At 77.4% G+C, this 25021-nt stretch carries 3 protein-coding genes; all 3 read right to left on the bottom strand.

Annotation, left to right across the window (positions count from 1 at the left end; translation table 11 throughout):
- Nucleotides 1–69: 69 nt before the first annotated feature.
- Genes ACIQUT_RS23685 through ACIQUT_RS23675 form a run of 3 tightly spaced genes read right to left on the bottom strand, consistent with a single transcriptional unit; the run spans nucleotide 70 to nucleotide 25021 of the window.
- Nucleotides 70–7497, bottom strand: a complete 7428-nt coding sequence (locus tag ACIQUT_RS23685) for a beta-ketoacyl synthase N-terminal-like domain-containing protein (protein ID WP_403565403.1) — start codon at nucleotides 7495–7497, stop codon at nucleotides 70–72.
- On the bottom strand, nucleotides 7494–22991 hold the full coding sequence (locus ACIQUT_RS23680; protein ID WP_403565401.1) for an amino acid adenylation domain-containing protein: 15498 nt from the start codon (nucleotides 22989–22991) through the stop codon (nucleotides 7494–7496). Before ACIQUT_RS23680 ends, ACIQUT_RS23685 begins: the two co-directional genes overlap by 4 nt.
- Complete coding sequence (locus ACIQUT_RS23675) at nucleotides 22988–25021, bottom strand: thiamine pyrophosphate-dependent enzyme (protein ID WP_403565399.1); 2034 nt, start codon at nucleotides 25019–25021, stop codon at nucleotides 22988–22990. The genes ACIQUT_RS23680 and ACIQUT_RS23675 overlap by 4 nt, the downstream gene beginning before the upstream one ends.

Here is a 25021-nt window from a genome sequence, read left to right as displayed (position 1 = left end):
TCTCGTACGGGCCGGGCGGCAGGGGTGGTGCGGGAGGGGGTGCGGGAGAGGGGGTGCGGGAGGGCGGGGTCAGCGCCGCGGGGTGAGCAGGGTGACCGCCTGCTCGATGGACAGCCGGTTGTCGCGGACGGCGCTGAGCAGCGCGTCCAGGTCCGCCTGGGAGGGCTCCCCGGCGCCGGGTACCGGCAGCGGGAGGGCGGCGGGCTCCGCGGCGGCGGCCGGGGCCTGGGCCGGGGCGGCGCGTCCGGCGACGTGGCGGCTCAGCGCGGCCAGGCTGGGGTGGTCGTAGAGGATGCCGGCCTTCTCGTCCAGCCCGTAGGTCCGGTTGACGAACGCCACGAACTCCACGCCGAGGATCGAGTCCAGGCCGAGGGTGTTGAAGCTCGCCTCGTCGTCGATGTCGCCGGGCTCGCAGTACAGCGTCCGCGCCAGCTCCTCGCGCAGCGCCTGGGTGACGGGGGCGGGGTCGACGGCCACAACGGGGGCGGCAGCAGCGGCGGGGGCGGAAGGCGCCGCGGCCGGGGCGGAGGCCGGAGCCGGGGCCGGAGCCGCGGCCGGGGCGGAGGCGCCGAGCAACTCGGCGACGTGCCGGGCGAACGCGGCCGGCGTCGGGTGATCGTACAGGGCGGTCGCCTTGACGCCGACCGGGTAGGCGGCGTTGACCGCGGCGACGAACTCGACGCCGAGGATCGAGTCGACGCCCAGGGTCAGGAAGGTCTCCTCCGCGTCGAGCCGGTCCGGTTCGAGGTACAGCACACCGGCGAGCAGTCGGGCGATCTCCTCGGTGACCTCCTCCTGACGGCCGGCCGGAACGGCGGCGGGGGCCGGGGCGGCGGCCGCGGCAGGCACGGCGGCAGGAGCCGACGGGGCGGCCGGGGCCGCCGGGGCGGCGGGCCTCGTCACGGCCGGGGCCGGAGCGAGCGGCCGGAGCGAGATCTTGCGGTCGCTGGTCATCTGTGGCTTCTCCATCGGGTCGGGTGCGGTGGCCGGCCGGCGGGCCGGCGCGGCCGCACCGCGCAGGGTCAGGGCGGGTACGGCTGCGGGCGCGGCAGCCGGCGCGGGTACGGCGGCGGGAACGTCTGCCCGGGCGGGTACGGCTGTGGGCGCGGCGGTGGCCGGCACGGGCGCGGTGGCCGACACGGGCGCGGCAGCCGACACGGGTGCGGCAGCCGACACGGGTGCGGCAGCCGGCACGGCCTGCGGCCGGTCGGACGGCGCCCGGCCGAAGTCGCGCAGGTGGCTCCGGGCGAACGCGGGTTCCTGTCCGGCACTGCCGAGGCCCTGCCGGTGCAGGTGGGCGATCTGCAGGTCGTACCAGCAGCGGACGCGTTCGAACGGGTAGTGCGGCAGCGGGATGCGGCGGCCGGCGGACGCGGAACCGCAGGCGGCCTCGCGGTCGATGCGCCGGCCGGAGAGCCAGGCGGCGACCGCCTCGCCGGCCGGCGGGGCGGGCTGCGGCCGGCCTTCGGCCAGGTCGTCCAGACCGGCGAGCAGCAGGTCGAGCGAGTCGGCCGGGAGGGCGGCGCGGCGGGCCAGGTCGACGCGCCCGACCGCGAAGGTGAAGGCGACGTCGGCCGCCGAGGGCTCCTCGCCGGCGGAGCGGGCCCGGAGCAGATGGTCCCTCAGGTCCCGGGCGTACGCGGCGAGCGCGGTGTCCGTCCGGGCCGACAGGAACAGTACCTGCGGCTCGCGGCGGCCGGCCGCCGGACGCGGGGCGGGCGCGGGCGCCTCCTCGACGATCAGGTGGGCGTTGCCGCCGCCGGCGCCGAACGAGCTGATCCCGGCCCGCAGCGGGCGCGCGGCGCCGTCGTGGGTGCGCCACGGCGCGAGCTGCTGCTGCACGGTGAACGGGACCCCGTCGAAGTCGATCTCCGGGTTGGGCGGGGTGGCGTGCAGCGACGGCACCAGGGTGCGGTGGCGCAGCTGGAGCAGCACCTTGGCGAGCGCCACGGACCCGGCGGCCGACTCCAGGTGGCCGACGTTGGACTTGACCGAGCCGATCGGGAGGCTGCCCGGGCCCTTGATGCCGTCCCGGGCGAACGCCGAGGCGAGTCCGCGGATCTCGATCGGGTCGCCGAGCGCGGTGCCGGTGCCGTGCGCCTCGACGTAGTCGAGGTCGCGGGCGGTCAGGCCGGCGTCCCGCAGCGCCTTCGTCACCAGGTCGGCCTGGGCGCGGGGGTTGGGCACGGTGTAGCCGTTGGTGCGGCCGCCGTGGTTGGCGGCGGTGCCGCGGATCACGGCGTGGATGTGGTCGCCGTCGCGCAGCGCGTCCCGCAGCGGCTTGAGGAGCACGGCTCCGACGCCCTCGCCGGGGACGTAGCCGTCGCCGCCGGCGCCGAAGCTGCGGCAGCGCCCGTCGCTGGAGGCGAACCTGCCCTGGCCGAGCATGAAGTACTTGTTGGGGTGGATGAGGACGTTGACGCCGCCCGCGATCGCCACCCGCGACGTGCCGGCCCGCAGCGACTCGACCGCCAGGTGGACGGCGGTGAGCGCGGAGGAGCAGGCCGTGTCGACGGCGACGCTCGGGCCCTGGAAGTCGAAGAAGTAGGACACCCGGTTGGCGATGGACCAGTAGGCGCTGTTGGCCAGCACGGGATTGCCCCTGAGCCGCTCCTCCGCCTCGTGGAGCTGGTACTCGCCGTACATCGCCCCGACGAACACGCCGACGTCGCGCCGGTGCACCGGGTCCTCCGCGGCGGACACCAGGCGGTCCGGGGTGTAGCCGGCGTCGTCGAGGGCCGCCCAGCAGCTCTCCAGGAACAGCCTGGCCTGCGGGTCGACGATCCCCGCCTCCCGGGGCGAGATGTTGAAGAGGGCGGCGTCGAAGTTCTCCACCCCGTCGATGAACCCGCCCCACTTGGTGTGGGTGCGGTCGACGCGGGTCTTGTCGGCGTCGTAGAGGGCCTCGGCGTCCCAGCGGTCGGCCGGGACCTCGGTGATGCTGTCCCGGCCCTCCGTCAGGTTCCGCCACAGCCCGTCGAGGCCGTCGGCCTCGGGGAAGCGTCCGGCGACGCCGATGACGGCGACCGCCCGGGGGTCGGCGAGGTCGTCGGCGGACGGACCCGACGGCGCGGCGGACACGGTCGGCACGGCAGCGGACACGGTCGGCGCGGCGGGTACGGCGGGCTCTGCCGGGGCGGCTGCCTCGGCCGGGGCGGCGGGCGCCGCCGGGGCGGTCTCCTTCGGTCCGCCCGCGAGCGCGGTGCACCGCTCGGGGTGCTCCTCCATCAGGTACTCGGCGAGCTCCGCCACCGAGCGGCACTCGAAGAGCAGGGTCTTGGAGAGCCGCCCGAAGTCCTGTTCCAGCAGCTCGACGACCCGGATGGCGAGCAGGGAGTCGATCCCCAGGTCGTCGAAGAGGCGGTCGGCGGTGACGTCGGCGACGGGGGTGCGGGTCGCCTCGGCCACGACCTCCGCGAGCCGCCGGTGCAGGACGCCGGCCACCTCCTCGGCCGGCGCGGCGGCGGGGGCCGCCTGTTCCGCGACCGGAGCCGGGGTCGGCGCCGGGGCGGCCGGGGCGGCCGGGGCCGCGGGGGTCTCGGAGGTCAGCAGCGGGAAGGCGGCGAGCAGGGCCTCCCGGTCGCCGTACAGCACCACGGGCGCGGTCGCGGGACCGGCGAGCAGGGATTCCAGTACGGCGAGCCCGGCCTCGGTGGGCAGGGCCCGCATGCCGAGGGTGGCCAGCTCCTCCTGGGCCGGCCCGTCCGGGCGCATCCCGCCGTCCGCCCAGAACGGCCAGGCGATCGAGACCGACCGGCCTCGGCCGGCCCGGTCCGCGCGGCGGCGGACCAGCTCGTCCGCGGCGGCGTTGGCGAAAGCGTAGTCGGCCTGGCCGGCGCTGCCGAGGGCGCCCGACACGGAGGAGAAGACGGCGAAGCAGTCGAGGTCCCAGTCGGCCGTGGCCGTGTCGAGCTCGGCCGCGCCGACCAGCTTGGGGACGATCACCTCGCGGGCGTCGGCAACCGTCTTGCGCAGGACGTACCCGTCGCGCAGGACCCCGGCACAGTGGAAGACGCCGTTCACGGCGGGGCCGCCGGCCGCGATCCGCCGGGCGGTGTCGCCGATGGCGGCCGGGTCGGCCGGGTCCAGCCGCAGGTACTCGACCGAGCCGCCGGTCCGTGCCGCCCGGTCGGCGAGCCGGCGCAGCTCCTCGCCGCGGGCGCCGTCGGCGGCGGACCGGCCGGTGAGCACGATCCGTGCGGCGTGGCGGTCGAGCAGGTGCTCGGCGAGGAGGGCGGCGAGGCGTCCCATCCCGTGGATCCAGTAGCGCCCGCCGTGGCGCAGGACCGGCCGGGGGCCGGCGGCGGGGCTGAGCGGTGCCAGGACGGTGGTCCTCAGCGCGCCGTCGGCCGCGACGGTCAGTGCACGGGAGAGCGGCACGCGCACCGTCAGGGCGTCGAGCGCGCGGCGCAGCCGGGCCGGCCCGGCGCCGTCCTCGACGGCGAGGGCGGTGAGGTCGAAGCGGGGGTTCTCACCGGTCAGCGAGCGGCCGAGGGCCGCGAGGCCGGCGCCGGTCACCGCGCCCGCCGGGGAGCCGGCCGGGTACGGGACGACCAGGTGCGCGCCGCGCCGGCCGAGCGGGCGCAGCAGGGCCCGCAGCAGGGCCAGGACGCGCAGGGCGCCGTCGGCGGCGGTGGCCGCGGGGCCGGTGTGCGGGTCGTCGGCGGCGGCCGGCCACACGATGGTCGGCCGTCCGCCGCCGGCGGGCAGCCGCGCGGCCAGCTCGGCGCCGGCCGCCGCGGCGGCGTCCGGGTCGGCGGGCTCCGGGAGCACCAGGTCGGCGCCGTCGAGGGCGGTGTCGCCGATCAGCACCAGCGGTCCGGCCGGGGCGGCGGCGTCCTCGCCGGGCAGGGTGAACTCCTGCTCGGCGGAGGCGAACAGGTGGACGTCCTGCGGCACGGCGGGCACCGCGGCCGCACCGGCCGTACCGGCCGCACCGGGCGCACCGGCCGCACCGGGCGCACCGGCCGCGGCAGGCGCCGTGACCGGGCGCAGGGCGAGGCCGCGCAGGGTCAGCAGTACGGCGCCGTCCTCCGCCGCGACGGTCACGTCGTACCGGCGCACCCGCCGGCCGCCGCCGGCGAGCCGCTGCGGGCTGACCGTGACCCACACCTGGCCGGGCAGCGGAGCGTGCACCGTCAGCTCGTCGACGGCGAACGGGATGAAGGTCTCGCCGGCCAGGTCCTCGCGCAGGACGCAGCCGATGACGGACTGGAGGGCGCCGTCCAGGACACAGGGCGAGACCGTCTCGCCGGGCACGGACTCCGGTGCGGCGGCCACCCGGGCCAGCACCCCGGCGGGACCGTGGTGCAGCTCGCGCAGGACCCGGAAGGCCGGGCCGTAGCCGACGCCGTTGTCCGCGAAGTAGCGGTAGAGGGCGGCGGGTTCCGCCGATTCGGGGTATGCGCGGCGCAGGGCGGCGAGGTCGAGCGGGGCGGGCCGCTCGGGTGCGCCGGCCGGCAGCAGCCGGGCCTGGGAGTGGACGTCCGTGGAGGCCACCCGGACCTGTCCGTCCTCGATCTCCACCCGCAGCTCGACCGGGTCCGCCACCTCGATCGTGCGGCGGAACGCCAGGTCGGCGAGGCCGGCCGCCGGTCCGCCGGCGAGCCGGCCGGCGGCGGTCAGTGCGAGGTCGATCTGGGCGGCGGCCGGGAAGACCGGCAGCCCGCCGACGAGGTGGTCGGCCGCCAGCGGGTCGGAGGGGCGCACCGTCCGGACCGGGAGCGCGCCGGTGCCCGCTGCGGTGCGCGCCTCGGGCGACCGGCTGTCCGGCGTGGCGGCCGGGGCGTCGGGGCGGGGCCACCGGCGGCGGGCGAAGGGGTAGCCGGGCAGTCGGACGCGGCGGCCGGTCCGGCCGGCGGCGGCCTCCGGTTCGGGCAGCTCGCCGGTGCCTTCGACCCACGCCCGGTAGGGGCCGGCCGGGGCAGCGGCGGCTGCGGAGCCCTCCCGGGCGAGCGTGTGCAGCTGCTCCGCCAGTTCGGCCGTGGTGCGTGCGGTCAGCACGGCGCGGACGGCGCGGTGGCTGCGGCCGGTGCGCAGGGTGTGCGCGACGTCGGCCGGCTCCGGGGCGCCGGGGCCGCTGAGGGCGTCCGCCAGGGAGGCGGCGAGCTGCTGCAGGGCCTCCTCGGTGCGGGCGGACACGGGCACCCGGTGCTCGTCGCGGCCGTGACCGGCGGGCGGGACCGGCAGGTCGGGCGCCTGCTCCAGCACCACGTGGGCGTTGGTGCCGCCGATGCCGAAGGAGCTGACCGCGGCCCGGCGCGGGCCGTCCGGCACGGGCCAGCCGTCGCCGGGGCCGGCGGCGATCCGCAGGCCGCCGGTCCCGGCGAGCCGCCGGTTGGGCGTCTCGAACGGGGCCTGCGGCGGCACGGCGGCGTGCTCCAGCGTGAGGATCGCCTTGGCCAGGCCGGCGAGTCCGGCTGCGGTGTTGAGGTGGCCGACGACGCTCTTGACGGAGCCGACGGCGGCCGGGTGCGGCCGGTCGCCGCCGTAGACGCGGTCGAGGGCCGCGTACTCGATCGGGTCGCCCAGGTGGGTGCCGGTGCCGTGGGTCTCCAGGTAGCCGACGGTGTGTGCGTCGATCCCGGCGACGGCCAGCGCCTCGCGGAGGACCGCCTCCTGCCCCTCCGGGGACGGGGCGTGGTAGTCCATCTTGCGGGCGCCGTCGTTGTTGACGGCGCTGCCGCGGATCACCGCGCGGATCGGGTCGCCGTCGCGGACGGCGTCGGCCAGCCGGCGCAGTACGAGCGCGCCGGCGCCGTTGCCGAAGACGGTGCCGTCGGCGCTGTCGTCGAACGGCCGGCACGCGCCGCTCGGCGAGAGGATCATGTCGGGCGCGGCGAGGTAGCCCGCCTGCGGGAAGTGCAGCGAGGCGGCGCCGACCACGGCCAGGTCGCACTCCTCGCCGAGCAGGCTCTCCACCGCGAGGTGGACGGCGACCAGGCCGCTGGAGCAGGCGGACTGCACGGTCAGGCTGGGACCGGTGAGGCCGAGCTTGTACGAGATCCGGCTGGCGGCGAAGTCCTTGTCGGAGGAGGAGAAGCGGATCATGCCGGCCGCGTCGAGCTCGGTGATGCCGACCTGCGGCATCGTGGACTGGCCGACCGAGACGTACGCGGCGGTGCGCAGCCCCGTGCGGTCCGGTGCGAAGCCGGCGTCCTCCAGGGCGTGCCAGGCCGTCTCCAGCAGGACCCGCTGCTGCGGGTCCAGCCACTCGGCGTGCACCGGGCTGTAGCCGAAGAACTCGTTGTCGAAGGCGTCGGCGTCCTCCAGGACGACGCCGGCGGGGACGAAGCCGGGGCGTCGGACCAGTTCCGGCCGGTGGCCCAGCCGGACGAGCTCCTCGGTGGAGTGGCGGCGGATCCCGCTGCGGCCCTGCTCCAGCAGCTCCCAGAGCCGGTCCGCCGAGGTGGCGGGGCCGAAGCGGCAGGACAGGCCGACGACGGCCACCGCGTTCGGGTCGTCGACCGCGTCGTACGGGTGGTGGTCGTGGTTCATCGGTGGTCGTCTCCGAGTCGAAGGGCGCGCCGCGCCTCGCGGCGGGACGGGCGGGCGGCGGGGGCGGGCAGCGGGGTCCGGCCGGCGGGTGCGGCGGGTGCGGCCGGGGCGGCGGGTGCGGCGGGTGCGGGCGGGGCGAGCCGTTCGGTGAGCAGGGCCACCTGGTCGTCGAGGGTGGGGCGGGCGAAGAGGTCGGCGACCTCCAGACCGGTGCCGGGGAAGCGGTCCTCCAGCCGGGCGAACAGCCGGCCCAGCAGCAGCGAGTTGCCTCCGAGGTCGAAGAACCGCCGGTCACCGGGGACGCGGTCGAGTTCGAGGAGCTCGGCCCAGAAGGAGGTGACGCTCTGCCGGATCTCCGCCGGGTCGGCCTGCGCCGGTACGTGGGCCGCAGGCGGCACCGGGGTCGGCGCCGGATCCGCGGTCCGGGCCGGACCGGTGGCGGTCTCCCGCTCCGCGGACGGCTGGGCCAGCAGTGCGGCGGCCTTGCGGTCCACCTTGCCGTTGGGCGTGAGCGCCAGCTCCGGGGTGGTGACCAGCCGGTCCGGCAGCATCCAGGCCGGGAGGCTCGCCGCCGCGAACGCGCGGAGCTCGTCGAGGCCGGGTACGGCGGCGCCGCGCGCCGGGACGGCCACGGCCACCAGCCGGACCAGCGCCCCCGTGCCGCGGAGCACCACCACGACCCGGGCCAGGCCCGGATGGGTGCCGAGCACGGCCTCGATCTCGCCCAGCTCGACGCGGTGCCCGCGGATCTTGACCTGGCTGTCGGCCCGGCCGAGGAAGACCAGCCGGCCCTGCTCGTCGCGCCGCACCAGGTCGCCGGTGCGGAACCAGCGTCCGCCGCCCTCGGGCCGGGCCGGGTGGGCGGTGAACCGTTCGGCCGTCAGGTCCGGCCTGCGCCAGTAGCCCTGGGCGACGGCGGGGCCGCCGATCCACAGCTCGCCGGGCTCGCCCGGGGCGGGCGCGGCGGTGCCGTCGACCTCGGTGACGGCCAGGCCGGTCGCGCCGATCGGACCGCCGAGGTGCACGGTCGCACCGTCCACGCGGCCGATCGTCGACCAGATGGTGGCCTCGGTGGGCCCGTAGACGTTCCACAGGCTGCCGGTGCGGGAGACCAGCTCGGCGGCCAGGTTCGGCGGCAGCGCCTCGCCGCCGCACAGCGCGGTCAGCCCCGCGCGGCCCCGCCAGCCGCCGTCCAGCAGCAGCTGCCAGCCGGCCGGGGTGGCCTGGAGGACGGTGACGTCCCGGCTCTCGATCAGGGCGGCCAGCCGTCCGGCGTCGATGACGTCGGTGCGGCGGGCCACGACCACGGTGCCGCCGGTCAGCAGCGGCATGAACAGCTCCAGGACGGAGATGTCGAAGCACACCGTCGTGACGGCGAGGAGCCGGTCCTGCGGGCCGGTCCCGGTGGTGGCGGCGATGGCCTCCAGGGTGTGGACGACGTTCCCGTGGGTGACGCCGACTCCCTTCGGCCGGCCCGTGCTGCCCGAGGTGAACATCAGGTAGGCCAGGTCGCCGGGGAGGGGTGCGGTGCCCTGCCCGGAGCCCGGCTCCGGGGCGGCGTCCGGGTCGAGGGCCTCGGCCGCGGGCAGCACCCGCAGGGTGGCGGGCAGCAGGGCGGACAGGTCCGGGTCGGCGACCGCGAGCCGGCACTCGGCTCCCTCGACCACCATCCGCAGGCGGTCGGCGGGGTAGGAGTCGTCGAGCGGGACGTAGGGCCGGCCGCTCTTGAGGATGCCGAGCAGGACGGCCGCGAGCCGGGCCGAGCGGTGCATCAGCACCGCGACCGGCTCGCCGGGCCCGGCGGCCCGCGACACCTGCCGGGCGACGGCGTCGGAGAGCTCGTCCAGCGCGGCGTAGCTGAGCGTCTCCTCCCGGTCCTCGGCCGCGGGGCGGTCCGGGGTGCGGCGGACCGCGTCGGCGAACCGGCTGACCAGGGTGGACCCGGCGGGGTCGAGCAGTCGGCCGACGCCGCCGTCCAGGCCGCCGTCCAGGTCCCGGGAGAGTTCGACCACCATGCGCCGCAGGTCCTCGACGAGGCCGTCGACGGCCGTGCCGTCGAGCGCACGCGTGCGGTGGTTGGCGAGCACCTCCACCCCGTCGGGGCCGTCGGTGACCTCCAGTCCGAGGTCGAAGTGGCCGCGCTGGCCGCGCCGGTGGACCGGCAGGCCGATCTCGGTGGGTCCGGCCGCCGGGGCGGAGCCGGCGGTCTCGCGGCGCCAGTTCTGGTAGGCGAAGGTCACCGTGGGGACGGTGTGCTCCCCGGCGGCCCGGCACAGTTCGGCGAGCCGCGGGTAGGGCAGTCCGGCGTGGCCGACCGCGCCGCGCACCTCGTCGTGGAGCACGGCCAGCCAGTCGGCGACCGGCCGTTCCGGGTCCAGGTCGATGCGCAGCGGCACGGAGTTGACGAAGCAGCCGACCGCTTCGTCCTCGCTCGCCGAGGCCCGGCCGTAGGCGGGCACCGCGAGCAGGAACGAGCGGCGTCCGGTCAGCCGGCCGAGGGAGGCCGCGAAGGCGGCCAGCAGCACGGTGAACGGGGTCACGCCGGCGGTGCGGGCGGTGCCGGACAGCAGTGCCGACAGGTCGGCGCCCAGCCCGTACTCGCGCTGCGCGGAGGCCGCGTCGGCGCCCGTGTCCGGGAAGAGCGGCTCGGCCGTCGGCCGCGCCAGCCGGCCGGCCCAGAAGGACTCGTCCGCGGCGCGGGTCCGGGCGGCGTCCTCGCGCTCGCGGCGCAGGACGTCGGCGAAGGAGGGCGCCGGGGCGAGGGCCGTGCCCCCGCCGGTCCGGGCCGCGTAGAGGGCGGCGAGGTCGCGGCCGATCAGCTCGGCCGACCGGCCGTCGGCGGCGAGGTGGTGCGTGGTCAGCTGGACGACGGTGTCGGTGCCGTCCCGCCAGAGCACGGCCCGCAGCAGCGGCTCGGTCGCGAGCGCGAAGCGGCGGTCGGCCTCCTGCCGCACGGCGGCGGCGAGGTCCAGGCCGGCCTCGGGCGAGCGGTCCACCAGGGCGGGCGCCGTCTGCGCCGGGACGAACGACGGCTCGCCGCGGTGCGGGCGGACGCAGCAGCCGAGCACCGGGTGACGGCGCACCAGGTCCTCCACCGCGCCGGCGAGCGCGGCGCGGTCGGCGCCGGTCGACCGCCAGGCCAGGGAGACGTTGTACGGCGCCAGCGGAGCCGCGGCCTGGTCGGAGGTCCACATCCCGATCAGGCGGTCGGGCAGCGGTACGGCCTCGGCGCTTCCGGCGCCGCCCGCGGGGACGGCCTCGGCGGCCGGGGTCGGCTCGGCGGCCGGGGCGGCGGCCGGGGCAACCGTACGGGCCTCAGGGGCTTCGGGGGCGGTCGGCGCGGCCTCGGCGGCGACCGCCGCGGTGAGCTGGGCTCCGTGGTCGCGCAGCAGGCGGTCGGTCAGCTCGCCGAGGGTGGAGCTGTCGAGGAGCAGGGCGACCGGCAGTCGGCCGAGGTCGTCCTCCAGCAGCCGGCTGAGGCGCATGACCGCGATGGAGTCGACGCCGTAGTCCAGCATCGGGCGGTCGGCGGCGATCATCGCCGCGGGGACGCCGATCGCGCGGCTCACCCGCTCGGCCAGCCACCGCAGCGCTGCGGTGCGGCCGTCCGCGGGAGCGGCCGGCGCCGGGTCCGCGGCAGCGGGCGCAGGAGCGGGAGCGGCCGGTGCCTCGGGGGTGTCGGCGGTGCCGTCGGCGACGACTCCCAGTGCCCGGGACCACACGTCCTGGTCGCCCGCGACCAGGGCCGCGTGCGCCTGCCCGGGTCCGGTGGCCAGGTCGAGCAGCGGCCACATCCGGCGTACGGCCTCGCGCACCGGCAGCGGGCGCAGCCCGAAGGTGTCGGCCAGGTAGCCCAGGGCGGCGGGTTCGGGCGCCATGCCGGCGCCCTCCAGCACCGGCCAGCCCACGGAGAGGCTGCGCCCGGACCGGAGGCCCTGTTCCGTCCAGCGGGCCCGGACGGCCGCGAAGCCGTCCAGGAAGCCGTTGGCGAAGGCGTAGTCGGACTGCCCCTGGTTGCCGACCAGGGCGGCCAGCGAGGAGGCGACGACGAAGAAGTCCAGCGGGTGGTCGTGGAATGCCGCGTCCACCGCGACCGCGGCCAGCGCCTTGGCCCGGCAGACCTCCTCGATCACCTCGGGGGTCTTGCCCCGCAGGAAGCCGTCCCGCAGGACGCCCGCGGTGTGCACGATGCCGTGCAGCTCGGTGCCGGAGCGCTTCAGCTCCGCGGCCAGGTCGGCGAGCCGGGCGAGGTCGGTGACGTCGCACCGGCGGTAGTCCACCGGTCCGGTGCCGGCCGGCCCGCGGAGCCCGGCCAGGGCGGCCTCGTCCGGGGCCGAGCGGCCGACCAGGACGAGCCGTGCGGTCGGCCGGGCGGCCCGGACGGCGGCGGCGATCTCGCGGCCCAGGCCGCCCTGACCGCCGATCACCAGGTAGGTTCCGTCCGCGCGGAGGAGGCCGGCCGGGTCGGCCGTGCCCGTGTCCCGGACGGGGGCCAGGGCGGCGCGCCGGCGGCGGTCGCCGGGGCCGATCCGCACCCAGTCCTCGCCGTCGGCCGGTTCGGCCGTGAGCTCGGCCCGGACGGCGGCGACGGCGTCCTGCAGTCCGCCGGTGCCGGCCGTGCCGGAGTCGACGGAGGCCATCCGCAGCCGCAGCCGGCCGGTCTCACCGGCCACCGTGCGCACCAGGCTGTGCAGGGCGCGCTGGAAGGGCGAGGGTCCGGTGGCGGAGTCGTCGGTGGCGAACAGCACCAGGACGCCGTCCAGGGCGCGGGAGCAGACCAGGGCCCGGAGCAGGCCGAAGACCTGTGCGATCGGGCCGGTCCTGAAGTCCGTCCAGTCGGCCGCGATCTGCCCCGCGGGCAGCGGGCCGGCGCCGAACCCGAGGCCGCGCGGGCCGCCGGTGAGGTCGACCAGGACGGTCGCGGGGGCGCCGGTGCGCCCGGCGGTCTCCGCCAGGGCGGCGGCGTCGCAGGCCCGGTCGAACGAGAGGCGGGCGGCGGCCTGCGGGGCCAGGCCGTCGGCGAGGGCGCCGTCGCCCACCGTCCAGAGGGTGCCGATCGGGCGCCCGGCGGCGGGCCGGGGGGCGTCCGGCCAGCCGAGCCGGTAGGTGGCGACGGCCGGGGTACGGTCGCCGTCCGCCGCGGCGGAAACGGCGGCCGGGACGGAGACGGCGGCCGGAGCGGCGGTGGCGGCCGGGGCGGCGGTGGCAGCCGGGGCGAAAGCGGCGGCCGGAGCGGAGGCGGCGGCGGTACGGGCCGGGGTGGCGGTGTCGCCGGTACGGGCCGGGGTCGCCGGGGCGTCGCGGTCCTCCACCCTGATGCGGAAGCCCTCGGCCTCGGCGAGCACCTCGCCCGAGCCGGCGTCGACCAGGCGCACGTCGAAGACGTGCGTGCCGGACGCCTCCTCGGCGCGGACCCGACGCGTGTGGACGTACGCCTCGCCGGTCACCGGGGCGTGCACGGCCAGCCGGTCCACGGACAGCGGCCGGTAGCGGCGCCGGGCGGCGGGGTCCTCGGAGAGCAGCAGGAAGGCCGCGGTCTGGCAGGCGCCGTCGAACAGCGCCGGGTGGAGCACCTGCCTGCCGTCGCGGTCCTCGCCGTCGGGCAGCCGGAGCCGGGCGGTGGTCTCCTCGCCGTCGCGCAGGGCGCGGCGCACGGTCCGGTAGAGCGGACCGTAGGCGAAGCCGTGGCCGGCGAAGACCCGGTAGAAGTCGTCGGCGTCGACGCCTTCGGCGAGGTGCCGGGCCAGGTCGTCCGGCCGGTACCGCAGGGAGGGCCGGACCCGGTCGGCGACGGCGGCTTCGGTCCAGCCACAGGCCGCGGTCCGCTCGCCGTCCGCGGCGGTGACCGCCTCGACGGTGAAGCTGCGTGCGCCGTCGGCGCCGGGTTCGGCCAGCTCGGCGCGGACCGTCATGGGGAGCCCGGCGGCCGGGGCGGGCCACATCAGGTCGCGGATGACCTGGCGGTACGGGGACTCGCCGGCGGTCAGCAGCGCCTCGTGGACGAGTTCGGGGTGGAAGGCGCCGGGCAGCAGCGCGGTGCCGTCGACGACGTGGTCGGCCACCCAGCGGGACGCGCCGCCGAGGCGGGCCGTCACCGTCCGGGCCGCGGGGATCCGTACGGAGCCGGCCAGCGGCAGGTCGACCGGGTCGCCCAGCCGCGGGTCGTGCCCCTCGGGTGCGGGCAGGGTGCAGCGGCGGCGGGCGAACGGCGTGGTGGGCAGCGCCACGCGGCGGCCGGGCCGGTCCTGTGCGGGCAGTCGGCCGTCGGCGACCCAGGCCCGGGCGGCGGGCTCGGCGTGGTCGGCGGTGTCGGCGGTGTCGGCGGTGGCCACGTCCGGGTGGGGGCGGCCCTCGGCGAGGGCGGTGAGCGCCTCGCGCAGCCGCCTCGGGTCGGAGGCCGTGACCGCGGCGCGGTGGGGCCAGGTCTCGCGGCCCACCCGCAGGGTGTGTGCGAGGTCGGCCGGCGTGGCCGTGGCGGCCAGCAGCGTCTCGCTGCCGGGAGCATGGGCGATCAGGGCGGCGAGCCGGGCGGCGAGGGTGCGCAGCCGCTCGGGGTCGGGGGCCGACAGCGGGAGGACCACCGGCGTGCGGGCGGCCTCGGACCGGGCGGCCTCGGACCGGGCGGTCTGCGGGTACTCCTCCAGCAGGACGTGGGCGTTGGTTCCGCCGGCGCCGAAGGAGCTGACGGCGGCCAGCCGCGGCAGGGGCCGGCCCTCGGTGTCGACGGGCTGCGGCCAGACCTCGGCGCGGCGCTGGATGTGCAGGGAGGTGCCGTCCAGGTCGAGCTTGGGGTTGAGCTGCTCGGCGTGCAGGGTGGGGACGAGCCGGCCGTGGTGCAGCTGGAGGACGGCCTTGGTGAGGCCGGCGATGCCCGCGGCGGCCTCGCCGTGGCCGATGTTGGACTTGACCGAGCCGATCCGCAGGCCGGCCGTGGCGGGGCGGTCGCCGTCGAAGGCGAGGGACAGCGCCCGGAGTTCGATCGGGTCGCCGAGTTCGGTTCCGGTGCCGTGGGCCTCCAGGTAGCCGACCGCGGCGGGGTCGATCCCGGCGTCGTCGAGGGTGGTGCCGATCACGGCGGCCTGGGCGAGCGGGTTGGGCACGGTGTATCCGCCGGTGCCGCCGCCGTGGTTGAGGCCGGTGCCGCGGATCACCGCGTAGACGGTGTCGCCGTCGGCCTCGGCCCGGTCCAGGCGCTTGAGGACGACCGCTCCGACGCCCTCACCGGGGACGAAGCCGTCGCCGCCCGCCCCGAAGGCGCGGGTGCGGTCGCCGCGCGAGGGCATGCCGAGCGCGCAGAGGCCGGCGAACCGGTCCGGGTGCAGGTAGAGGTTGACGCCGCCGGCGAGGGCGAGGTCCGCCTCGCCGTCCTGGACGGCGCGGCAGGCCAGGTGGAGGGCGGTCAGCGAGGAGGAGCACATGGTGTCGACCGTCAGGCTCGGGCCGCTGAGGTCGAACGCGTGGGAGACCCGGTTGGCGACGGAGGCCGCCGCGGTGACGGCGTACTCCGGGTTGTCGGCGCCGGCCAGCCGCGCCTGGTGCTGGGCGATCAGGTGGCTGTTGGCGGTGACGCCGGCGAAGACGCCGACCTTCGGCCCGCCGGCGCTGCCGGACAGGGTGCGGCGGCTGTAGCCGGCGGTCTCGAACGCCTCCCAGGAGACCTCCAGGAAGAGCCGTTCCTGGGGGTCCATCACGGCGGCGTCGCGCGGGGTGATGCGGAACAGCTCGGGGTCGAAGCGGTCCCAGCCGTCGAGGAAGCAGCCCCAGCGGGCGTAGCCGCCGCCGAGGGTGCGGGCGGTGCGCCAGTCCCAGCGGTCGGCGGGGACCTCGGTGACCGGGGTCCGGCCCTCGGACAGCAGCCGCCAGAAGGCGTCGAGGTCCCCGGCGCCCGGGTAGCGTCCGGCCAGGCCGACGATGGCGACCGGTGCGCGGTGCCCGCTCGGTGCGGCCGGCACCGCCCGGCGGGCCGGGCGCGGGTCGGCGCCGATGCGGGCCGCGGTCGGCAGGCCGGCGGTCGGAACGGCAGGCATCGCCGGGACGGCAGGCATGGCAGGGACGGCAGGCATGGCCGGGAGGGTGACGGGTGCCGACGGTGTCGCGGCGGCCGCCGCCCGGACGGTGTGCGGGCGGGCCTGGTGTGCGGGGGCCGCCAGCCAGGCGGTCAGGGAGCGCAGCGAGGTGTGCTCGAACAGCACCGTGGAGGGGATCGCCCGGTCGGGGAAGCGCTGCCGCAGGGCGGCGGTGAACTCGCCGTTGAGCAGGGAGTCCACCCCGATGCCGGGGAAGTCGGAGTCCTGGTCGATCAGTGCGCGGTCCTGGCCGGTCAGGTCGGCGGCCAGCCCGGTCAGTTCGGCGAGCAGGTCCGCGGCGCTCGCACCGTCGCCGGCGGCGTCTCCGTTGCCGGCGGTCGGGGCCTCGGCCGGGGCGGGGGCGATGGCCGGAGCGATGGCCGGAGCGGTGGCGTCGGCCGGGCGGGCCCGTCCGTCGAGCGCCCGGGCCAGGTCGTCGAGCGTCCGGTGCTCGAACAGCGCGGTGCTGGACATCTCACCGAACGTCTTGGACACGGCGGTGACGAGCTCCAGGTTGAGCAGCGAGTCGATGCCCAGCTCCTGCCACGGCCGGTCGCCGGGTATGGCGGCCTGCGGGTCGCCCAGCAGCTCCCGGACGATCTCCCGGAGCCGGTCGCGGGTGCCGTCCGTACCGTCGGCGGCCGGGGCCCAGGCCGCCGCTGCGGCGGCCGGCTCGTCCTCGGCGGGGGCGGAGGGGGCTCGGCAGTCCAGCAGCGCCACACAGCCGGGTGCGTCGCGCAGGTGCCCGATCCCGGCGAGCGTCCAGCCGCCGGCTTCGAGGAGGGCCTGCCAGCGGGCGCCGTCGAGCAGCGGCCCGTGCGGCAGGCGGTATTCGGTGTCGACGTACCGCCACCAGCCGTCCGTCAGGCCGAAGGTGAGGGTGTAGACCGCGGCCGGGACGGTGATCTCGACGAGCAGCAGCCGTCCGCCCGGGGCGAGCAGCTCGGACACGTGGCGCAGCACCCGGGTGAGGTCGCGGGTGGCGTGCAGCACGTTGCTGGCGACGACCAGGTCGTAGTGGCCGGTGGCGAAGCCCTGACCGGCGGGGCTCTTCTCGATGTCGAGGAGCTGGGGGCTGACCCGCTCGCCGAAACGGCGCCGGGCGTGCTGGAGGAACGCGCGGGACACGTCGGTGTAGGTGTACTCGGCGTCGGTGACGCCGAGGGCGTCCATCGCGGCCAGCGCGGAGGCGGTGGTGCCGCCCACGCCCGCGCCGATCTCCAGGATGCGGGGGCGCCGGCCCTCGCGGGCGATCCGGGCCGCGTCGGCGGCGAGCTCGCGGGCGGCTGCCGCGTTGACCGGGTCGAAGAGCCGGTTGCCGCTGTAGATGGCGGACACCGCGCCGAGGTCGCCGCGCGGGAAGAGCACGGCGGTGGCGGGCTGCTCGCCGCGCAGCACCGGGCCGTACGAGGCGAGGGCGCGGTCCAGCAGCTCGACGTGGCCGAGCAGGTCGGGGTGGGCGGCCAGCAGGGCGGCGCGGTCGGCGGCCGGGTGCGCGGCCGACGGGGCGTCGGGGCCCTCGCCCTCCAGCAGGTCGAGGACGGCGGCGAGCAGGCGGTGGTGCTCGGGGACGACGCCGAGCAGGTCGGCGGCGGCGGTGAGGCCCGCCCGGGCGGTGCCGCGGTCCAGGCCGAGGTCGGCCATGGTCTGGGCCAGGGCGCCGCGTGCGTAGCGCTCCAGCAGGTGCGCCGGGTCGGCGGCGGCCGGACGGGTCAGGGCCCGCAGCGGCTCCGGATCGCCACTGATGGCGACGGTCTGCGGATCGGTGCCGGACATGCCCGCTTCCAAGGCGGCCACCCCTCTCTCTGGTTCGAAGTCGGTCAGTCCCGGGTACTGGCGCCGGACGTGTGCGGTGTACTGGCGTGCGAGGCCGGTGCCGCGCCACAGGCCCCAGTCGAAGGTGCGGACCACCAGCCCGCCGTCGCCGTCGACGGCTGCCGCGTAGTGGTCGAGGAAGGCGTTGGCCGCCGCGTAGTTGAGGCCGCCGACGCTGCCGAACAGGCCGGCGACGGAGGAGAACAGGACGAGGGCGGTGTCCGGCCGGCCCGCCAGGGCCCGGCGCAGGGTCAGGACCGCCGTGACCTTGGTTTCGAGCACGTGGTCGATGTCGGCGGCGGTGAGCCCGGTCAGCAGGCCGTCGCTGACGGAGCCGACGCTGTGCAGCAGGCCGTCGGGCTCGCCGAAGGCGGTGCGGCAGCGGGCGAGTGCGTCGGCCACGTCGCCGGCGTCGGTGACGTCGCCGCGGTGGTAGTGGGCCTGCCCGCCGGCTGCCCGCAGGTCGTCCAGCAGGGTCCGGACGTCCTCGCCCTCGGCCGAGCGGCCGACGAGCAGCAGCGAGGCGCGGTAGCGGGCGGCGAGATGGCGGGCGACCTCGCCGCCGATCCCGCCGGCGCCGCCGAACACCACGTACACCCCGCCGGGGCGGAATCCCCGGGCGTCGGCGGGCAGCGGCCGCTCGGCGAGCACCTGGCGCAGGCGGCGGGCGCCGCGCAGCGCGACCAGGGGGACGGCCCGGCCGCAGGGCTCGGCCAGGGCGGCGGCGATCAGGTCGCCGGCGGCGCCGCGGAGCGCGTCGGCGGGCAGGTCGACGGCGGCGGCGGTGACGGCCGGCACCTCCAGGGGCAGGGTGCGCAGCGCTCCGAGGAGCGCGCCCTGCAGCGAGGCGCCGGCGGCCGGGGACTCGCCGTCGGGGGCTCCGAGGCCGGTGGTCAGCAGCCGCACCCCGGCGGGTGCGCCGCTCTCCGCGAGGACCTGGGCGGTCGTCAGCAGTGCGGTGAGCCAGTGGCGCAGTGCCGTGACGCCGGCGGTGTCCTCCGTCCACCGGCAGCCGCCGACGAGGAGGGTCACCGCGAGGGGAGATCCGGCGGCAGCGCGGACGGCCGTGCCGAGGCGGTCGCGGTCGACGCCGTCCGGGCCGACCGGGAGCAGGGTCGTGGTGCCTCCGCGCAGGCCGTCGGCGGCCCGCTCGGTGTGCCGGTCGTACAGCACGACGGTGCGGGTTGCGGTGTCGGCCGGGGCAGGGCCGGGGGTGCTCTCTTCGGCCCAGACCGGCGACAGCACGCGGATCGGGTCGCCGTCCTGCGCGGCCGGTGCGGGTGCGGCCGGTGCGGGTGCGGCCGGTGCGGGTGCGGCCGGTGCGGGTGCGGCCGGTGCCTGCACGAGGCGGAGGCCGCGGACGCGCAGGACGGCCCGGCCGTCCTCGGTCACGGCGTCCAGGTCCACCAGCACGTGTCCGGGGGCGTCCTCCACGAGGTGCAGCACCAGGTCCGCACGGTCGGGCAGTTCGCCGCTCCAGGACACCCGGCCGATGGCGGCGGCCATCAGGGTGCGGTCGGGGGCGGTCAGTGCGCAGGCGGCCTGCAGGGCGGCGTCGAGCCAGCCGACCCGGCGGGTCAGCGGGTCGCCGGCCGGCGGGGTCAGCCGGGCGGTCGCCCGGTCGCCGGACCGCACCAGGGCGGTGACGGCGTGGTAGGCGGTGCCGACGTCGATGCCGGCGCGGTGCAGCACACCGGCGAGGTCGACCGGGGTGCCGCCGGCGGGGGTGCGGTCGCCGGCGGCCAGCGGCTCCGGGGTCCCGGGGTCGGCGGCGGCCCTGGCGTGGACGTGGCCGTCGCGGGTGACGGTGAGGGCCGTCGGGCCGTGGCCGTCGTCCGTGCCGCGCTCCAGGCGCAGGCCGGCGTCGAACGGGACGGGGCGCAGGAAGCGGACGCCGCGCAGGGCGACGGGTCCGCCGCCCGCGAGGGCGTCGATCAGCAGGGCGCCGGGGGCGACGGCCCGGCCGGCCACGCGGTGCTCGGCCAGCGGGTGGCCGGCGGGCAGCACGAATACGTCCGCGTGACCGCCGGTCACGGCGGCGGCCGTCGGCACGGTGGCCGTCGGCGCGGTGGCGGACGGGGCAGCGGTCGGCACGGGCTGCGGCGCGGGGCGGGCCGCGGGCTCGCCGGGCAGCCAGTACGGCTCGCGCTCGAACGGGTAGGGCACCAGCGGGACCCGCCGGGGCGGCTGTCCTCCGGTCCACAGCGCCGCCCAGTCGGCGGTGCCGCCGGAGAGCCACTCCAGCAGGGCGGTGCGGGCCCGGTCGTCGGCCAGGGCTGCGAGGGCGTCCGGGCGCCCGGCGGTGGCGGTCGCCGGGTGGGTCTCCCCCGCGGCGAACGCCCTCGCGGCGTCGGCCAGTTCGCCGGTGTCGCGGGCGACGACGAGCATCCGCTCGGCCAGGGCGCGCCGGCCGCTCTGCAGCGACCAGGCGATCTGCCGCAGGTCGAGGTCGGACGGCTCCCGCCCGATCCGGTCGGCGAGGCCGCCGGCCAGCCGGGCGAGCGACCGCGCGGTGGCGGCCGACAGCGGGACGGCCAGCGGTGTGCCGTTCCCGTTCCCGTTCCCGCTCGCCGCGCCTGCGCCGTCGAGGGCCGGGGCCTCCTCCAGGACGGCGTGCGCGTTGCTGCCGCCGAAGCCGAAGGCGCTGACCGCGGCCCGGCGCGGGGACCCGTCGACCCGCGGCCAGCGGACCGGGCGGTCGGCGACCGTGAGCGGGGTCCCGTCGAGGTCGATGTGCGGGTTGAGCTCGGTGAAGTTCGGTGTTCCGGGGATCAGTTCGTTCCGCAGCACCTGGACGGCCTTGATCAGGCCGGCGAGGCCGGACGCGCCCTCCAGGTGCCCGATGTTCGCCTTGGCCGAGCCGACCCACAGCCGGTCCAGCGGGCCCGCGGCCCGGGTGACCGGGCCCTCGGCGCCACCGTCCAGCACCTCCCGGACGGCGTCGATCTCGATCGGGTCGCCGAGCGGGGTGCCGGTGCCGTGCGCCTCCAGGAAGCCCAGGTCTCCGGCGTGCAGACCGGCCCGGTCCAGGGCGGTGCGCACCAGGGCGGCCTGCGCGCGGGGGTTGGGGGCGGTCAGGGCGGCGGCGCGGCCGCCGTGGTTGACGGCGGTCGCCCGCAGGACGGCCAGCACCGGGTCGCCGTCCGCGATCGCCCGGTCGAGCCGCTTGAGCACCACCCAGCCGGCGCCCTCGCCGCGGACGAACCCGTCGGCTCCGCGGTCGAACACCAGGCTGGTCCCCTGCGGGGAGAGCATGCCGGCGCGCCGGTACGCCTCGTTGTTGAAGCCGTTGCTCAGCAGGTTGGCGGCGCCTGCGAGGGCGATCTCGCAGTCTCCGGAGCGGATCGCCCGCTCGGCGAGCGAGAGGGCGGTGAGCGCGCCCGAGCAGGCGGTGTCGACGGTGATGCTCGGGCCGGTGAAGTCGTAGGTGTGGGAGATCCGGTTGGCGAGGAAGGCGGGGAAGGTGCCGACGGTGGCGTACCCGTCGGCGGCGTCCCGCTCCACCAGCTGCTCGCGGTAGTCGTAGCTGCACGCGGCGGCGAACACGCCGACCGGCGTGCCGGCCAGGTCGTCCGGGTCGAGGGCCGAGTGCTCCAGGGCGTGCCAGCTCAGTTCGAGCAGCGCGCGCTGCTGCGGGTCCATCGAGGCGGCCTGGCGCGGGGTGACGGAGAAGAAGCGGGCGTCGAACAGGTCGATCCGGTCCAGCAGCCCGGCCCGCGGTTCGGCGGCCGGGTCCCCGGCCGGGGAGCCGGCGAAGCGGCCCGCGGGCACCGGCTCGATCCGGCAGCCGCCCTCGGCCAGCAGGGACCAGAACGCGTCCACGTCGTCGGCGCCGGGGACGCGGCAGGCCATGCCGATGACGGCGACGGCGCCCCGGGCATCGTCCTCGGCCTGTCCGCGGGCATCCGCCGCCGAAGCGGCCACCGGAACCGGCCCGGACGCGACCGGCATGGACACGACCGGTGCAGGCGTGGCCGGTGCAGGCGTGGCCGACACAGACGCGGTCGGCGCAGACGGAGCCGGCGTGGGCGCGGCCGGTGTCGCGGTGCCGGGTGCGGTCTGCGGGAGCAGCTCGGCGAGGGCCCGCAGGGTCGGGTACTTCCAGATCGCGGTGGCGGGCAGCCTGGTCCCGAAGATCCGGCCCGCTTCGCGGGTCAGGCGCAGGGCCTTGGCGGAGTCGATGCCCTGCTCGCCGAGGGGGCGGTCGGGGTCCACCGGGTGGTCGGCCACGTCGCTCGCGAGAGCCGTGAGCCGCTCCAGAGCGCTCTCCCGGACCTCCCGGGCCTGCTGTCCGTCGGCCCCGGTCCGGTCGGCCGTCGCGGTCGGGACGGGTGCCTCCGGTGCACCGGCCTGTGCGAGCTCGGCCCGCAGGGCGTCCAGGAAGCGGGCGGCCTCCTGGCCGTTGAACACGGTGTGGTCGAAGGCCAGGACGATCCGGCGGACCGTCTTGGGCCCGCTGCCGGACGGTGCTCCGAGGAACAGCGTGGCGGCGGCGGGCGGCACGACGACGGGGACGGCGAAGGTCGCGCCCTGGTCGCCGAGGTGGGAGAGCATCAGGGTGACCCGGCCGTCGGCCTGGGACTCGCCGCCGAGGGCGCGCTCGACGGCGTCGGCGTAGCGCTCGTCGAACCGGCCGGCGTCCAGCAGGTCGGCGCCGCGCACCACGCCGATCGTCAGGTCGCCCTCCTCACCGGCACAGGCGATGCCCAGGTCGACGTGGTCGAAGACGCGCAGGTGGTCCTCGCCCAGGCGGCGCGACCTCAGGAACGGGAAGCCGGCGGCGACGCGGGCGGCCAGGTGGGCGAAGACCTGGAAGGCGGTGGTGAAGCCCTGGCCGTCGCCGGTGGCGCGGCGGGCGCGCAGCGCGCTCGCGAGGAGTTCCTCGCGGACCTCGGTGGCCACCACGGCGGGCACCACGTCACCGGTGCCGGAGCGCAGCGCCCGGTTGAGCTCCTTCTGGCGCGGGCTGACGGGCAGGTCGGTGAAGTCGTGGCCGGCGCCGGTGAGCGGCGCCGCGGCGACGGGCTTCGCAACCTCGACCGGGGCCTGGGCCTGGGGCTCGATCGGGGCCTGGGCCTGAGGCTGGGCCTGCTGCGGCTCGGAGGCGGCGGCGCGGTCGGCGACGTGGCGTTCCAGGTCGGCCGGCATCAGGCTGCGCCCCCGGGCGGGGACCAGGGTTGCCAGGACCGCCTCGTCCAGGCCCAGCCGGCGGGCGTGGGCCCGGGTGCGGGGCGGGATGCGGACGGCGCCGGTCCGGGCCCGTCCGGGCGGTCCGGCAGGGGACGCGCCCTGCGCGGGTGCGGCGGCCGCGCCGACGCCGTCGGCAGCTGCGCCCGGCTCGATGGACTCGGCGGTCTCGGCGACCGGCTCGATCTCGGCGACGGCTCCGCCGATCGGCACCCGCTGGCCTTCTTCGACCAGCCAGGCGGTCAGCCTGCCGGCCGTCGGCGACTCGATCTCCAGGGATGCCTTGTCGTGCTCCATCTCGTAGAGCAGTTCGTCCTTGGCGACGAGGTCGCCGGGCTGCTTCAGCAGACGCAGGATCAGGACCTCGACGATCCCCTCCCCCAGTCGCGGGACGGTCAGCGTGGTCGTTGTCTTCTTCTCGCTCATGCCAGCACCGATCGGATGGCCGCGACCACGTCGTCCGCCGCGGGCAGCACGGCGCTCTCCAGGTCGGGGTGGAAGGGGATGTGGACGTCCCGGCGGGAGACGAGCCGGGGCGGCGCGAGCAGCGAGTAGAACTCGTCGTCGCTGCCGAGGAGGTCGGCGAGGACGGTGGCGCCGAAGCTGCTGGTGCGGTTGTCCTCCTGGACCACCACCAGGCGGCCGGTCCGCCGGACGGAGGCGGCGACCGCCTCCCGGTCGAGCGGGGTCAGCCAGCGCAGGTCGAGCACCTCGGTGCCGATGCCCTCGGCGGCCAGCCGGTCCGCCGCCTCGGTGGCCAGTTCGGTGCCGTTGCCCCAGGTGGCGACCGTGACGTCGGCTCCGGTGCGCAGCAGCCGGGCGCCCCGGGCGGGTGCCGGTCCGGGCTGCGGCGGGTGCTGGCGGCGCATCAGGTGCTTGGGGAGCAGGATCAGCGTCGGGTCGGGGGATGCGAAGGACTCCAGGAAGACCGCCTCGGTGTCCTCGGGGGTGGAGGGCACCACGACCCGCAGCCCGGGCAGGTGGGTGAACAGGCTCTCGTTGCTCTGGCTGTGCCAGATCCCGCCGCCCGGCAGGTAGCCGCCCCAGGGGGCGTAGATCACGACGGGGCAGCGCCAGGCGGAGGCGGTCCGCCAGCGCAGGGTGGTCAGCTGGGAGGCGATCTGGTTCCAGGCCGGTCCGGCGAAGTCGACGAACTGGAGCTCGACCACCGGCCGCATGCCGGCGGCGGCCAGCCCGACGGCGGCGCCGACGATGGTGGCCTCGGCGAGCGGGGAGTTGGTCATCCGGGGGCCGGCGAGGGTGCCGAGGCCCTTGGTGAATCCGAAGACGCCGCCCTTGGGGTCCTCGATGTCCTCGCCGAACAGGACGAGCGTCGGGTCGCTCTCCAGTCCGGTGCGCAGGGCGCGGTTCACCGCCTCGACCATCGTGCCGCCGCAGGGGCGGGTGTCGGCGGGGGCGGCCGGCTGCTCGTCGGCCGCGGCGAACAGGTGGTCCATCACCCGGCCGGGGTCGGCGGAGGGTTCCCCGGCCACACGGTCGAAGACCTCTTCGACGTCGTCGGCGAGCCGGGTCCGGACCTGGTCCGCCCAGCCGGGGGTGATCGTCCCCTCGGCTTCCAGTCGGTCGGTGAAGAGGGCCACCGGGTCGCGCATGGCGGCGAGTTCGTCCTTCGTGCGGTAGAGCCGCTGGTCGTCGGAGGAGGTGTGCGAGTCGAGCCGGTCCAGCCGGCACCAGAGCACGGCCGGGCCCCGGCCGGCGCGGACGTCCGGCAGCACGGCGGCCGCGGCGGCGTGGACGGCGTCCGGGTCCGACCCGTCGACGACCCTGGTGATCGCGTCCGGCATCAGGCCGAGCCGCTGCGGCGAGAGGCCGTCGGTCGGGGTGCTGATCCCGTAGCGGTTGTCGGAGACGAGGAAGACGACCGGGAGTTTCCGTTCGACCGCGAAGGCGACGGCTTCGAAGAATTCGCCCTGGCGGGTCGAGGCGTCGCCGATGGAGCAGACGACGACCTTCTCCTCGCCGCGCAGTACGGCCGCCCAGGCGGCGCCGGCTGCGGGCAGGCACTGGCTTCCGGTCGGGCTGGCGAGCGAGAAGACATTTCCCGGACGGTGGCTGAAGTGCGAACTCATATTGCGTCCGGCAGAATGCGATCCGCTCTTGGCCATGAGGTCGCGGGCCTGTCCTTCGGCGTCCATTCCGCGCGCCAGCATCAGGGTGCGGTCGCGGTAGTGGGGGAAGATCAGGTCCTCGGGTTCCAGCAGTTCACACAGGGCTGCGAGGGCCTCGTGGCCGGCCGACGAGATGTGGAACCACGCCTGGCCCTGCCGCAGAACGATCCCGGAACGCCGGTCGCATTCGCGGGAGAGCATCATCTGCTCGAGAAAGGCGGCCCGCCGGTCCCCGGGAATTCCGTCCCCGGTTCCTCCGGCGTGCGACAGCACGTTCTCGGAACTCTTGTCCTTCTTCGTCTTCGCAACCGGAGCAGCGTCGGGCAC

The organism is Streptomyces sp. NPDC090445 (assembly GCF_044769385.1).
Taxonomy (GTDB): Bacteria; Actinomycetota; Actinomycetes; order Streptomycetales; family Streptomycetaceae; genus Streptomyces.
This window is presented reverse-complemented; position numbering and strand designations above follow the sequence as displayed.

Excerpts from the sequence above, each read along its gene's own strand:
- ACIQUT_RS23685 (WP_403565403.1), bottom strand. The coding sequence starts at position 7,497 with ATGAACCACGACCACCACCCGTACGACGCGGTCGACGACCCGAACGCG.
- ACIQUT_RS23680 (WP_403565401.1), bottom strand. The coding sequence starts at position 22,991 with ATGAGCGAGAAGAAGACAACGACCACGCTGACCGTCCCGCGACTGGGG.